Origin of the sequence: Pseudomonas yamanorum (assembly GCF_013386765.1) — a bacterium.
Classification (GTDB): Bacteria; Pseudomonadota; Gammaproteobacteria; order Pseudomonadales; family Pseudomonadaceae; genus Aquipseudomonas; species Aquipseudomonas yamanorum_A.
The window spans coordinates 24,905-36,768 of the sequence record NZ_JACARE010000019.1; the positions used below are offsets into that span (position 1 = coordinate 24,905).

General features: G+C 59.3%; 15 protein-coding genes. 5 read left to right on the forward strand and 10 right to left on the reverse strand.

From position 1 onward, the window contains the following. Positions 1 to 40 precede the first annotated feature (40 nt). Entirely contained in the window at positions 41 to 253 is a 213-nt protein-coding gene (locus HX875_RS16215) for a cold-shock protein (RefSeq protein WP_003179963.1), read from the forward strand. A 73-nt stretch (positions 254 to 326) separates the two neighbouring features. Here the strand turns inward: HX875_RS16215 and HX875_RS16220 are convergent, their stop codons facing one another. Together HX875_RS16220 and HX875_RS16225 are read right to left on the reverse strand one after the other, a co-directional pair. Next, positions 327 to 647 carry an I78 family peptidase inhibitor gene (locus HX875_RS16220; protein WP_177043906.1) on the reverse strand — a complete coding sequence of 107 codons (321 nt, stop codon included), beginning with the start codon at positions 645 to 647 and terminating at the stop codon, positions 327 to 329. Between the two features lie 146 nt (positions 648 to 793). Next, positions 794 to 1,099, reverse strand: a complete 306-nt coding sequence (locus HX875_RS16225; protein ID WP_177043907.1) for a hypothetical protein — start codon at positions 1,097 to 1,099, stop codon at positions 794 to 796. A gap of 145 nt (positions 1,100 to 1,244) precedes the next feature. On the opposite strand from HX875_RS16225, the gene HX875_RS16230 reads away from it, so the two are divergent. Beyond that, positions 1,245 to 1,457 carry a hypothetical protein gene (locus tag HX875_RS16230; protein WP_003219951.1) on the forward strand — a complete coding sequence of 71 codons (213 nt, stop codon included), beginning with the start codon at positions 1,245 to 1,247 and terminating at the stop codon, positions 1,455 to 1,457. Between the two features lie 33 nt (positions 1,458 to 1,490). Here the strand turns inward: HX875_RS16230 and HX875_RS16235 are convergent, their stop codons facing one another. Genes HX875_RS16235 through HX875_RS16265 form a run of 7 tightly spaced genes read right to left on the reverse strand, consistent with a single transcriptional unit; the run spans position 1,491 to position 8,459 of the window. Beyond that, positions 1,491 to 2,519, reverse strand: a complete 1,029-nt coding sequence (locus HX875_RS16235) for a nucleoside hydrolase (protein ID WP_010175635.1) — start codon at positions 2,517 to 2,519, stop codon at positions 1,491 to 1,493. 26 nt (positions 2,520 to 2,545) lie between these two features. Beyond that, positions 2,546 to 2,950 (reverse strand): D-ribose pyranase, encoded by a 405-nt coding sequence (gene rbsD, locus HX875_RS16240; protein ID WP_177043908.1) that lies wholly within the window; start codon positions 2,948 to 2,950, stop codon positions 2,546 to 2,548. Further along, positions 2,947 to 3,864 (reverse strand): ribokinase, encoded by a 918-nt coding sequence (gene rbsK / locus HX875_RS16245; RefSeq protein ID WP_177043909.1) that lies wholly within the window; start codon positions 3,862 to 3,864, stop codon positions 2,947 to 2,949. Before rbsK ends, rbsD begins: the two co-directional genes overlap by 4 nt. Positions 3,865 to 3,887: 23 nt before the next feature. Continuing rightward, on the reverse strand, positions 3,888 to 4,910 hold the full coding sequence (locus HX875_RS16250; RefSeq protein ID WP_003219958.1) for a LacI family DNA-binding transcriptional regulator: 1,023 nt from the start codon (positions 4,908 to 4,910) through the stop codon (positions 3,888 to 3,890). Between the two features lie 3 nt (positions 4,911 to 4,913). Beyond that, positions 4,914 to 5,891: an ABC transporter permease gene (locus HX875_RS16255; RefSeq protein ID WP_003219960.1), complete on the reverse strand. Its 978-nt coding sequence runs from the start codon at positions 5,889 to 5,891 to the stop codon at positions 4,914 to 4,916. Next, on the reverse strand, positions 5,888 to 7,441 hold the full coding sequence (locus tag HX875_RS16260; RefSeq protein WP_177043910.1) for a sugar ABC transporter ATP-binding protein: 1,554 nt from the start codon (positions 7,439 to 7,441) through the stop codon (positions 5,888 to 5,890). The genes HX875_RS16255 and HX875_RS16260 overlap by 4 nt, the downstream gene beginning before the upstream one ends. 58 nt (positions 7,442 to 7,499) lie before the next feature. Next, on the reverse strand, positions 7,500 to 8,459 hold the full coding sequence (locus HX875_RS16265; RefSeq protein ID WP_177043911.1) for a sugar ABC transporter substrate-binding protein: 960 nt from the start codon (positions 8,457 to 8,459) through the stop codon (positions 7,500 to 7,502). Positions 8,460 to 9,027: 568 nt separating this feature from the next. Between HX875_RS16265 and HX875_RS16270 the strand changes: the two genes are divergently transcribed. The 3 genes from HX875_RS16270 to HX875_RS16280 all read left to right on the forward strand — a co-directional run bounded on the left by HX875_RS16270 (position 9,028) and on the right by HX875_RS16280 (position 11,291). Beyond that, a complete protein-coding gene (locus HX875_RS16270; protein WP_010175648.1) occupies positions 9,028 to 10,116 on the forward strand; it encodes an asparaginase in 1,089 nt (362 codons plus the stop codon). Between the two features lie 229 nt (positions 10,117 to 10,345). Further along, the gene (locus HX875_RS16275; protein ID WP_177043912.1) at positions 10,346 to 10,597 is read left to right on the forward strand and encodes a DUF1654 domain-containing protein; all 252 of its coding nucleotides are present in this window, start codon (positions 10,346 to 10,348) and stop codon (positions 10,595 to 10,597) included. Positions 10,598 to 10,601: 4 nt separating this feature from the next. Then, on the forward strand, positions 10,602 to 11,291 hold the full coding sequence (locus tag HX875_RS16280; RefSeq protein WP_177043913.1) for an endonuclease: 690 nt from the start codon (positions 10,602 to 10,604) through the stop codon (positions 11,289 to 11,291). A gap of 42 nt (positions 11,292 to 11,333) precedes the next feature. On the opposite strand, the gene HX875_RS16285 is transcribed toward HX875_RS16280, so the two are convergent. After that, a complete protein-coding gene (locus HX875_RS16285) occupies positions 11,334 to 11,726 on the reverse strand; it encodes an SPOR domain-containing protein (protein ID WP_256390381.1) in 393 nt (130 codons plus the stop codon). Positions 11,727 to 11,864 lie beyond the last annotated feature (138 nt).

Sequence of the window (11,864 nt, forward strand, 5' to 3'; positions counted from 1 at the left end):
CACAGCACTACTGAAAATATATGTTTCTTGGAGATACACCATGTCTAATCGCCAAACCGGCACCGTTAAATGGTTCAACGATGAAAAAGGCTTCGGCTTCATCACTCCTCAAGGTGGCGGTGACGACCTGTTCGTACACTTCAAAGCTATCGAAAGCGACGGTTTCAAAAGCCTGAAAGAAGGCCAAACCGTTTCCTTCGTGGCTGAGAAAGGCCAAAAGGGTATGCAAGCTGCACAGGTTCGCCCAGAGTAATTTCTGCGCTGATCTAAAAAACCCCGTCCATGTGACGGGGTTTTTTATGGCCTGGATAAAAGCGCTGTAACAATCAGCCGCAATTGACCCGATTGATCACCAGGTTGTCATCGGTGTTGAGGTTCAGGCGGTCGGAGCGGTATTCCAGGGTGACCATGTCGTCTGGCTTGAGGATTCGTGCGTTCTGCGCACCGGCGCGGCTACGGGCCTGTTCCAGCAGTTGTGGCGAAGCCTTCTGGCCGATTGCGAATTCGGCCGCCTTCGCCTCACAGCGGCTATGACCGGCATCGGTCACGGCAGTGTCTTTGGCTGGCTCAGAGGTACCCGAGGTGCTGCAGCCCGTCAAGACAAGCGCAGCCAACAAAGTACCGAGTGATGCGAGCTTCCAAGGCATGAAGCCTCCTTTGAGAAAAATGGACAGAGATCGTGCGACCATGGTTTGGCCGTTTGGTTTCAGAATTGTCACAAATGGCCGTGGGCCAGTCTGCCTGAGTCGACGCTTCAGATTGGCGAATCAATCGTCACCAGATATGAACGCACTCAGTAGATGTCGATGTAATCAAACGGCGGCTTCGGCCAGTTCTGCTTGAGGGCGTTGAAAATCTGCATCACCCACACTTCATCGCTGGCCGCGACGTTGCCGACATAACCGGAACCCGCCGCCCAAGTCTCCAGGCGGAACAACAGGCCATCGATATCAACACCGCCCACCACGCCCGAAGAGATGTAGGCAATGCCGGCCTTGGTGACGCGCAATTGGGTGTGAACGTTGTCACTGGCGCTGGCAAGCAACTGCCTCACAGCGTCCAGCGTGAGGCTCTCGGGGTTGTTCAAATCGATCTGCACGCGGCTTGCCCTGGCAATTAAACAGGCCGACAGTGTCGCACAGCCCTCCCCTCATGCCTAAGTAGCAGTGTCAAACGCTGCGCAAAATGGTTAACTCCACGCGCCAGTTAATGCACCAACCGCCTTTCAGCCTCGCGAGACACCCATGACCATCGTGACGATCCACGCCGACATCAAAGCCAAGTGGCCCCACGGGCAAAGCTCCTACAGCCCGGGCAGCCCGGAGGAGTTGGCAATCATCGGTATCGACCTGCTGGTCAAGGAACTGGGAACACAGGCCGCGCAGGCATTTATCGGCCAGGTATTCGAGAAATACCCGGCCGATCACATGGGGGCACCAGACCCCGAGCGCGAATAAGACCCGGCCGACGAGCGTCGACCGGTAGACCGCTTACTTCAGGCGACCAAGACGTTCGGTCAGCAGATCGAAGAAGCCCTGGGCATCGCCGTTTTCAACCCAGAACGCGTTCTTCGGTTGTTTCAGGCCGTCGTACCAGTCGACGATGGTCTGGCCGAAGGTCGGGCCTTCACGGCTGTCCACCACCACGTTGACCTCACGGCCACTGAACAGCGAAGGCTTGAGCAGGTAGGCAATGACGGTTGCGTCATGCACCGGGCCACCCGGGATGCCGTAGTGCTCCATGTCGCCTTTGACATATTCATTAAGAATATCGCCCACCACCTTGCTCGCGTTGTTGTTCAACGCAGCAATCTGCTTCAGGCGTGCGTCGCTGGTCAGCACCTTGTGGGTCACGTCCAACGGCAGATACGTCAGCTTGACGCCACTTTTGAGCACGATCTCGGCCGCGATTGGGTCCGCGAACAGGTTGAACTCAGCCACCGGCGTGATATTGCCGCCGTTGAAGTGCGCGCCGCCCATCACCACCACTTCCTTGATGCCTTGGGTGATTTCCGGTGCCTGGGTCAATGCCAGCGCCAGGTTGGTTTGCGGGCCGAGCATGGCGATGGTGATGCTGTGAGGCTTGGCGGTGCTGAGGGTCTTGATCAGGTAATCAACGGCATTGCCCTCGGCCAGGCCTTTTTTCGGCTCATGCACGGTGACACCGGAGATACCTTCCTTGCCGTGGATGTTTTCGGCATAGATCGGCGTGCGCAGCATCGGTTTAGGCGCACCGGCGTAGACCGGGATTTCCTCGCGCCCTGCCCACTCGCGGGCCAGGCGCGCATTGCGAGAGGTCTTGTCGAGACGCACATTGCCGGCAACGGTGGTCAGCGCGCGAATCTTCAACTCATCGGGCGAGGCCATGGCGAACAGCAGGGCCACCACGTCATCGGCACCGGGGTCGGTATCGATGATCAGGTCGATTTTTTCCGCCCCATGGGCGCTTGCAGCAGTTAGCACGGACAAAAGCAGCACACTCCGGAACAGGTGTCGCAGGGTTTGGGTACCACGTTGCATGACGCACTCCTTGTCGTTGGGAAATTCTAGAACGTTACGCCGGAGACCAGCGCGATATTGCAGTAAGGCTGGCACTCGCCGGTGCGCACCACCGCCCTCGCCTTGCGGCTGAGCTGCTTGAACTCTTCGTGGCTGACCAGGCGGCGTTCGCCAAGGGCGGCCTGCTCGGTCAGGGTATTGAGATCAGCCAGGGCCGGCGGTTGCTTGAGCAGGATTTCTTCGGCAAGCACGTGGCTTTCTACCTGCATTTCGCTGAGCACGATGCGCAGGGTGCTGACGAAATCCGGGATGCCTTTGGTCAGTGCCAGGTCGATCAGCTCGACGCCCGGCGGCACAGGCAGGCCGGCATCACCGATCACCAGAATGTCGCCATGGCCAAGGGACGCGATCAGCCGCGACAGCGCGATATTGAGCAAGGGAGTCTTTTTCATGAGGGCACAAAACCTTGGACGTCATGCAATGTAGGAATGGAGGGTTGTGCGCCGGCCCGGGTCACGGACAACGCCGCCGCCACCTGGCCGAAACGAATGGCCTCGGCCTCGCTCTTGCCGTTGGCCAGCGCCGCCGCAAAACCACCAACGAACGTGTCACCGGCAGCCGTGGTATCCACCGCCTTGACCTTGGGCGCCACTAGGTGCTCAAAGCCGTGGCCGTCGGCAAACAACGCGCCTTCGGAGCCGAGGGTAATGATCACTTTGCCGGCACCGGCCTTGATCAAATGCGTGGCGGCGACCTTGGCGCTGTCCAGTGAGTCGACCACCACGCCACTCAAGGCCGAGGCTTCGCTTTCATTGGGAATCAGGTAGTCGATGGCAGCGTACCAATCCTCAGGCAGCGGACCGCTGGCCGGCGCCGGATTGAGGATCACGGTCTTGCCCAGTGCGCGACCGCGCTTGAGGGCATGGCCGACGGTGTCCATCGGTGTTTCAAGCTGGCAGACGATGACGTCGGCGGCCTGCAGCACGTTATCAAATGTCTGCAATTTGGCAGGAGTCAGCTCGCCGTTGCTGCCGGCGACGATAACGATCGCGTTCTGGCTGCTGTCATCCACCACAATCAGCGCCACACCGCTGGAACCGTCGACGGTGCTGACGGCCTGGCAATCGATACCTTCCACCAACAATGCATCGCGCAGTTGCGCGCCATAGGCATCGGAGCCCACGCAGCCAACCATCGCGACCTCGGCCCCGAGGCGCGCCGAAGCGACCGCCTGGTTCGCGCCCTTGCCGCCCGGGACGGTAGAAAACGATTGGCCGATCAGGGTTTCACCGGCGCGGGGCAGCCGGCTGGCCCGGGTGACCAGGTCCATGTTCAGGCTGCCTATTACCACTACTTTTGCTGGCATACATCAGTACTCATCAATTCGGTTCAGCGGTATTGGGCGAACACACCGGCCAACGGCGCCGTCGACTCGCGCAGGACAATACTCGGCGTCACGATGCGTTGATCGATCGGCAATTGGGGTGTCGCAATTCGTCGCAACAAAAGCTCGGCTGCCATCTCTCCCAGTTGCAGGATCGACTGGCCTACCGTGGTCAGCGCCGGGTACACGTACTGGCTCATTTGAATATCATCGAACCCGATCACCGACAGCTCGCCGGGTACGCGGATATTGCGTTCGGCAGCCGCGCGCAAGACGCCGAAGCCGATCATGTCGTTGCCGGCAAAAATCGCGCTGGGCGGATTATCCGCCAGCAGCTGCGCCGCAGCCGCGTAACCACCGGTGCTGGTGAAATCACTTTCCAACACGCGTCCGGCAGGCACTTCCAGCCCGGCCTCGGCCAGGGCGCGGTAGTAACCCGCCATACGCATCTGCGCCACACGGGTATGGCTCGGGCCACCAATGCAGGCAATGTCGCGATGGCCCAGATCCAGCAAGTGCCGGGTCGCCAGGTAAGCGCCCTGTTCGTGGTCGATGCGCACCAGGTCGACATCGATCCCGTCCAGCGCCCGGTCGACGATGACCATGGGCGTGCGCACCGCTTTCAGGCCCGTCGCCAGGCCGCTGTCGTCACCGCCAACGGAGGTCACGATCAGCCCGTCGATGCGTTTTTCCAGCAGCACCCGCAGGTAGCTGCGCTGTTTTTCGGCATTGTCGTCGGAGTTGCAGAGGATCACGCAATAGCCGTTACGCTCGCAGTAATCCTCGATGCCCCGCGCCAGCTCCGCAAAATACGGGTTGAGGCTGTTAGGCACCAACAGGCCGATGGTCGCGGTGGTCTTGGCCTTCAGCGATCGCGCGACCGCACTGGGCACGTAGTCGAGCTGCTTGATGGCCGCCTCGACCTTGATCCGCACCGGCTCGCTGACCGGGCGCGTCTTGTTCACCACATGGGACACGGTGGTGTAGGAAATCCCCGCCAGCGCAGCCACATCCTTGATCGTTGCCATGGCTCAGGCTCGCCGACTGGCGCGCTGGCTACGGTAAGTATCCAGCACCACCGCGATCACGATCACGGCACCGGTGATGATACGTTTGGTCGGTTCGGTGGCACCAATCTGCGCCAACCCTGCCGCCAGTACCGAGATGATCAGCACGCCGAAGAACGTGCTGATCACCGAGCCACGCCCACCCATCAGGCTGGTGCCACCGATCACTACGGCAGCGATCACTTGCAACTCCAGGCCGGAACCGGCGTTGGGGTCTGCCGCTTCCAGGCGGGAAATCTGGAACAGTGCCGCCACGCCGGCCAGCAGGCCCATCAGGCTGAACACCAAAATCTTGTAGGGCTTTGGATTGATCCCGGCCAGACGCACGGCCTCTTCGTTGGTACCGATGCCGATCAGGTAGCGACCGAACACGGTACGCGTCAGCACCAGCTGCGCGGCGATAATCACCAGCAGAGCGATGATGAACGACGGAGAAATCCCGAAAGCCACCGGGTTGGACAGCCAGGCAAACGAATCACCGATATAGGCGGTGCGCGAGCCGGTCATCTGGTACGCCACGCCGCGGGCCATTTCCAGCACGCCGAGGGACACGATGAACGACGGGATGCGCCAGGCCACGGTGATCGAACCGGTAATGGTACCGGCCAACGCAGCGCAACCCATGCCCAGCACAGCGGCCGGCAACACACTCCAGCCCCAGCCGAGAATCGCCACGCTGACGGCGGATGCGGCCAGGGCCAGTACCGAGCCCACCGACAGGTCGATGCCGCCGATAATCAGCACGAAGGTCATGCCGACCGCCAACACCATCAGGTCGGGAATCTGGTTGGCCAGGGTGCTGAAGGTGTCGTACGAGAGGAAGTGGTCGCTCAGGAACGAGAACAGCGCAATCATCGCCAGCAAGGCACCGGCCAGGCCCAGGTAGGTGCCCAGGCCGTAGAAGTTGCCGCCACGTTTTGCGGGGGAAGAAGTGGTTTTCATGGGGTATTCCTAGGCGCTGCCTCATTGAGCAACGCATCACGTTTCTGATAGCCGGCAAAAGCAGCGGCAAGCAATTCGTCCTGGGTCCAGCTGTCGCGCTCGAAGGTCTCGATCAGGCGCCCGGCGGAGAGCACGCCGATACGGTCACAGATCAGCATCAACTCGCGCAGGTCGCTGGACACCACCACCAGCGCCTTGCCCTGGCGGGTCAGATCGCCGAGCAAAGCGTAAATATCGAATTTGGCGCCGACGTCGATGCCCCGGGTGGGCTCATCAAACAGCATCACCTCACAATCGCGCTCCAGCCAGCGGCCAATCACCACTTTCTGCTGGTTACCGCCCGACAGCTCGGACACCAACTGCGCCGGGCTGGAACTGCGGATGCGCATCGCGTCGACCTGGCGTTTGGCCAGGGCGGTTTCATCGCGACTATTCACCATGCCGGCACTGGACACTTTCGGCATGTTGCCCAGGGCGATATTGGCGCCGATGGATTGGGTCAGCAGCAGGCCTTCGCCTTTACGGTCCTCGGTGATCAGGGCGATGCCATGACCGACCGCGTCGGCGGGCGAGCGAATGCTGACGACTTGTGCAGGCGTGCCCAGGGCGACGGTGCCGCTGTCGGCCAGGTCGGCCCCGAAGATCAGGCGCAACAACTCTGTACGGCCGGCACCGATGAGGCCGGAGATGCCGTAGATCTCGCCGGCACGCACTTCAAACGACACGTCGCGGACCTTGTCCGAGCGCGTCAGGCCTTTGACCGTCAACAGCGGCGCGCCGATGGTGCGCGGGCCCAGGTCGATTTTCTCGCCCAGTTCGCGGCCCACCATCAGCGTGACCAACTGCTCGCTGTTGTAGTTGGCCATTGGCTCGACACACACCAGTTTGCCGTCACGCAATACCGCGATGCGCTGGGCGACACGGGCCAGTTCTTCGAGCCGGTGGGAAATATAGATAATCGCCACGCCCCGGGCTTGCAGGCGGGTGATTTGCTCAAACAGCATCTCGACTTCACGGGCGGTCAACATCGCCGTGGGTTCGTCGAGGATCAATACGTGGCAATCGCCGATCAGGTTGCGGGCGATCTCGACCATCTGCTGGTGGCCGATGCCGAGGCTGCCGACCAGAGTGTCCGGGTCGATGGCGTCCAGGCCAACCTGGGCCATGGCTTCAATCGCGGCCTTGCGCAATTGCTTGCGGCTGATCCAGCCACCGTGGCTGGGCAGGTTATCGAGGAACAGGTTTTCGGCGACCGTCAGGGTCGGCAGCAGGTTGAGTTCCTGCATGACCATGCGGATGCCCTGCTCTTCGGCCTGGGTGCGGCTACCCGGCGTGTAGGCCTGGCCATTGAACTGCATGTGGCCGTCGGTCGGTGTGACCAGCCCACCGATGATCTTCGACAGGGTGCTTTTACCTGCACCATTCTCACCGGTAAGCGCCAACACTTCCCCACGATTGAGCGTCAGGGTGATGTCGGATAGAACCGGTTGGGCATAGGTCTTGCCGATACCGCTGACCGAGAGGACAGCGTTCGGTGCGGAAGATGACATAGGAACGTCTCCAGGCGTCCGCTCGGGGTGAGCGGACGCTGTTTTGTGCTGCCGGGGATTACTTCTTGAGGATGAGTTCGACCGGGGTTTCGATCATGCCATCCACGGCATCGACTTTTTCACCCTTGACCAGTTTCAGAGCGTTCTGGATACCGAACACGGCTTGCTGGGCAGCGGCCTGGTCGGCGGTGGCCAGGACACGGCCGTCCTGCAGCATCGGCTTGATGGCTTCGATGTTGTCGTAGCCAACCACGAATACCTTGCCCGCCTTGCCGGCGCCGCGCACGGCGGAGACTGCGCCCAGTGCCATGTTGTCGTTACCGGCCAACAGTGCCTTGATGTTCGGGTTTGCCTGGAGCATCGCAGCGGCAATCGCGTTGCCCTTGTCGATTTCCCATTCGCCGGACTGGGTGGAGACGATCTTCATGCCGGCGGCATCCATCGCATCCTTGAAGCCAGCGGTACGCTGCTGGGCGTTGGTGGTGGTGGACACACCTTCGATGATGCCAACCTCGTCACCCTTGGTGAGGTGCTTGGCCAGTTCTTCACCCACCAGGCGCGCGCCTTTGCGGTTGTCCGGCCCCACGAACGGAATATTCAGGGATTTGCTTTTCAGCACGTCCACATCAAGACGGTTGTCGATGTTGACGATCTTGATGCCTTTGTCGGAGGCCTTTTTCAGCACGGTGACCAAGGCTTTCGAATCAGCAGGAGCAATGACGATGGCGTCCACTTTGGACAGGATCATCTGATTGACGATATCAATCTGCGCAGCGGTATCGGTTTCGTTCTTGATCCCGTTGGTGATCATGTCGAAATCGGCGGCGTGGGCTTTCTGGTATTCCTTGGCACCGTCTTGCATGGTGACGAAGAATTCGTTGGCGAGGGATTTCATGACCAGGCCGACCTTGGGTTTGGCGGCGGTCTCGGCGGCAAATGCAGAGGAAAGAGGCAGGGCAGCGGATGCGGCAGCAAGCACAGCGACAGCAAGAAGACGTCCAGCAAATGGCAGCTTCATGGGTTCACTCCGATCTTATGATTATTGTGAGCAACGCTTGCACCGAAGAACGCTTCGGCAGCCATCCCACCCGGGCGACTGATACGAGTTTTCACGACACTCGGGGGGCACCCCGTGAAACAACTCGCAAACGTTTGCGTTAGATCAAACTATGAGAAGCTTGTCGAGATTTGTCAACGGGAGAAAACAGCCTTTTGATGAATACGCTCTACGCCCTGCCCTCGCGGCCATTGGCTGCCCTCATTAAACGTCGGCGCCGTTTGCTCGTTCTCTGAAACGACAGGTCGCGGTGTGCCTGCCACGTATAACGCCCTCTCTTTTCCGTCATCCTTTTCGGACAACCGAACACTCACCCGCCAGTTTGTTCGGAAAGCCGGACACAAAACAAAAATCACCGGCTGAAAACCGAACAAAAATAGATATAAATCAATAAGTTAAATTCTATTTAATAACAAAATACCGCTGGTACAAATCCTGCTCTTACTCAGCACCTCGCGGCGCTCAGAACCGCCCGGGTGTTTCTAGATGAACCTGCATCAGCACTCATCCAAAACTAGAGAGAAGAATAATGAAATCTGCGTTGAAAACTTTCGTCCCGGGCGCGTTAGCCCTCCTGCTGCTGTTCCCTGTTGCCGCTCAGGCAAAAGAAGCTGAAACCAAGCAAAAACTGTCCAACGTGGTGATCCTCGCCACTGGCGGCACCATCGCCGGCGCTGGCGCCAGCGCGGCCAACAGTGCGACCTACCAGGCCGCCAAAGTCGGCATCGAACAATTGATTGCCGGTGTTCCTGAGCTTAGCCAGATAGCCAATGTACGCGGCGAGCAAGTGTTGCAAATTGCCTCCGAAAGCATCACCAACGAAAACCTGCTGCAACTGGGTCGCCGCGTCGCCGAACTGGCAGACAGCAAGGACGTCGATGGCATCGTGATCACCCACGGTACCGACACCCTGGAGGAGACCGCCTACTTCCTGAACCTGGTGGAAAAGACCGACAAGCCAATCGTGGTGGTCGGCTCAATGCGCCCGGGCACTGCCATGTCGGCTGACGGCATGCTCAACCTGTACAACGCCGTTGCCGTAGCCGGCAGCAAAGACGCCCGCGGCAAAGGCGTACTGGTGACCATGAACGACGAGATCCAGTCGGGTCGCGATGTCAGCAAGATGATCAACATCAAGACTGAAGCGTTCAAGAGCCCATGGGGCCCGCTGGGCATGGTAGTTGAAGGCAAATCCTACTGGTTCCGCCTGCCAGCCAAGCGCCACACCATGAACTCGGAATTCGACATCAAGACCATCAAAAGTCTGCCGGATGTCGAAATTGCCTACTCCTACGGCAACGTAAGCGACACTGCCTACAAAGCCCTGGCCCAGGCCGGTGCAAAAGCCATCATCCACGCCGGTACCGGCAATGGTTCGGTGTCTTCCAAGGTGGTGCCTGCCCTGCAGGAACTACGCAAGCAAGGCGTGCAGATCATTCGCTCTTCCCACGTGAATGCCGGCGGTTTCGTTCTGCGTAACGCCGAACAGCCTGACGACAAATACGACTGGGTGGTTGCCCACGACCTGAACCCGCAGAAAGCCCGCATCCTGGCGATGGTCGCCCTGACCAAGACTCAGGACAGCAAGGAACTGCAACGGATGTTCTGGGAATATTGATCGCCCTCAGGCCTGGCCGGTAACGGTTGGGCCATCCCGCTCGTGGCGCACCGCGAGCGGGTCCAACTTCCCCCGCTTTACCCCTCGCGCAAAAAATCCTTGAAAAACAAAGCCCTCCTACACCAAATCGGCAAAAACATTGTCAGAAGAACTTCTTGAATTTTAAGCAGTTGCGAAATTGCCCACAGTTAAATACTGTATGCACGTACAGCCTAATAAGGAATACTCCGTGGCAAAGCCCTCCTCCGCCGTATCGACAACCCCTGATGCCTACGAACGCCTGGCCGTTCGCGTGCAGAAAATCATCAATTCCACCAATGCCCAAAAAAACAAGGCGGCGTTGATTTTCCGTTTGCCGGAGGAACCGGAAGACGAGTGGGCGCGACTACTGGAGGAGATTGCAGAAAACGACAACGTCACCCTCGCCTATCGCGATGACGGTGGCGTGCAGATTTTCTGGGTTGTGCCGAAGGAAGATTGAGTCAATGAGTGTCCGTTTTATCAGTGTGCTGTTTGTGTTTTTTGCTGTCACCGCTCACGCGCAAGCCCCCAAGACCTTCAGCGAAGCCAAGAAAATCGCCTGGAAGCTTTACCAGCCGCAATCCACGGAGTTTTATTGCGGCTGCAAATACAACGGTAACCGGGTGGACCTGAAAGCCTGCGGCTATGTCCCGCGCAAGAACGCCAACCGGGCGGCACGTATCGAGTGGGAGCACATTGTTCCCGCCTGGCAAATCGGCCATCAGCGCCAGTGCTGGCAGGACGGCGGGCGCAAGAACTGCACCCGCAAGGATGCGGTATACAAGCGTGCCGAGGCGGACCTGCACAATCTGGTGCCGAGCATCGGCGAGGTGAATGGCGACCGTAACAACTTCAGTTTTGGTTGGCTGCCGGTGCAAAGCGGGCAATACGGGTCGTGCCTGACGCAGGTGGACTTCAAGGCCAAGAAGGTCATGCCTCGCCCATCCATTCGCGGAATGATCGCCCGTACTTACTTCTATATGAGCAAGCAGTATGGCTTGCGCCTGTCGAAGCAGGATCGGCAGCTCTACGAGGCCTGGAACAAGACTTATCCGGTACAACCCTGGGAACGCCAGCGCAATCAAACCGTGGCGTGTGTGATGGGGCGCGGCAATGAATTCGTCGGCCCGGTGAACCTGAAAGCCTGCGGCTGAATAAAAACGCGGGAGCGCTGGCGTCTCCCGCAGGCCGGTAGCTTACTGTGCAACCTTGTGTTCGATGACCTCGGACACGGTGTCATTCTTCTTCGCCGTGACCAGTTTCTGGGTCAACTGCGCCTGCTTCGCTTCAGCCTCGGCCTTGGTGCTGAACGGCCCCATCAATACCTGGTCCTTACCGTCTTCCTTCACCAGATAGAAACTGAAACCGTGTTCGAGCAACCACGCGGTCAGGTCAGTCATCGCCTGGAGCTTGTGATCCGGCGGCCCCACCCATACATCCCACTCTTGAGAGGCGATCGCACCGACCGCAGGTTGGGCCTGGGCGGGCGCCTCGGCAACGGCAGGCCTGGCCTTGGGCGCATCGACGCTTTTACCTTCACCGCAACCGGCCAATGCCAACACCGCAATTGCCATCGCTACTTTACGCACTACCCTGCTCCTTAGAGGATCAAAGAGGCGACTTTATCATTCACTGTCTATTCTGGCCGTCATAAACGTTGGCTTAAACAATGCGAATGATGTATCGCAGACCTGTATGATGGCGCCATGGGAATTAATGCCGCCTCT

What these genes read in the sequence shown, in the direction of transcription:
- HX875_RS16215 (WP_003179963.1), top strand. Translation starts at nt 41, where the DNA reads ATGTCTAATCGCCAAACCGGCACCGTTAAATGGTTCAACGATGAAAAA.
- HX875_RS16220 (WP_177043906.1), bottom strand. Translation starts at nt 647, where the DNA reads ATGCCTTGGAAGCTCGCATCACTCGGTACTTTGTTGGCTGCGCTTGTC.
- HX875_RS16230 (WP_003219951.1), top strand. Translation starts at nt 1,245, where the DNA reads ATGACCATCGTGACGATCCACGCCGACATCAAAGCCAAGTGGCCCCAC.
- HX875_RS16235 (WP_010175635.1), bottom strand. Translation starts at nt 2,519, where the DNA reads ATGCAACGTGGTACCCAAACCCTGCGACACCTGTTCCGGAGTGTGCTG.
- rbsD (WP_177043908.1), bottom strand. Translation starts at nt 2,950, where the DNA reads ATGAAAAAGACTCCCTTGCTCAATATCGCGCTGTCGCGGCTGATCGCG.
- rbsK (WP_177043909.1), bottom strand. Translation starts at nt 3,864, where the DNA reads ATGCCAGCAAAAGTAGTGGTAATAGGCAGCCTGAACATGGACCTGGTC.
- HX875_RS16250 (WP_003219958.1), bottom strand. Translation starts at nt 4,910, where the DNA reads ATGGCAACGATCAAGGATGTGGCTGCGCTGGCGGGGATTTCCTACACC.
- HX875_RS16255 (WP_003219960.1), bottom strand. Translation starts at nt 5,891, where the DNA reads ATGAAAACCACTTCTTCCCCCGCAAAACGTGGCGGCAACTTCTACGGC.
- HX875_RS16260 (WP_177043910.1), bottom strand. Translation starts at nt 7,441, where the DNA reads ATGTCATCTTCCGCACCGAACGCTGTCCTCTCGGTCAGCGGTATCGGC.
- HX875_RS16265 (WP_177043911.1), bottom strand. Translation starts at nt 8,459, where the DNA reads ATGAAGCTGCCATTTGCTGGACGTCTTCTTGCTGTCGCTGTGCTTGCT.
- HX875_RS16270 (WP_010175648.1), top strand. Translation starts at nt 9,028, where the DNA reads ATGAAATCTGCGTTGAAAACTTTCGTCCCGGGCGCGTTAGCCCTCCTG.
- HX875_RS16280 (WP_177043913.1), top strand. Translation starts at nt 10,602, where the DNA reads ATGAGTGTCCGTTTTATCAGTGTGCTGTTTGTGTTTTTTGCTGTCACC.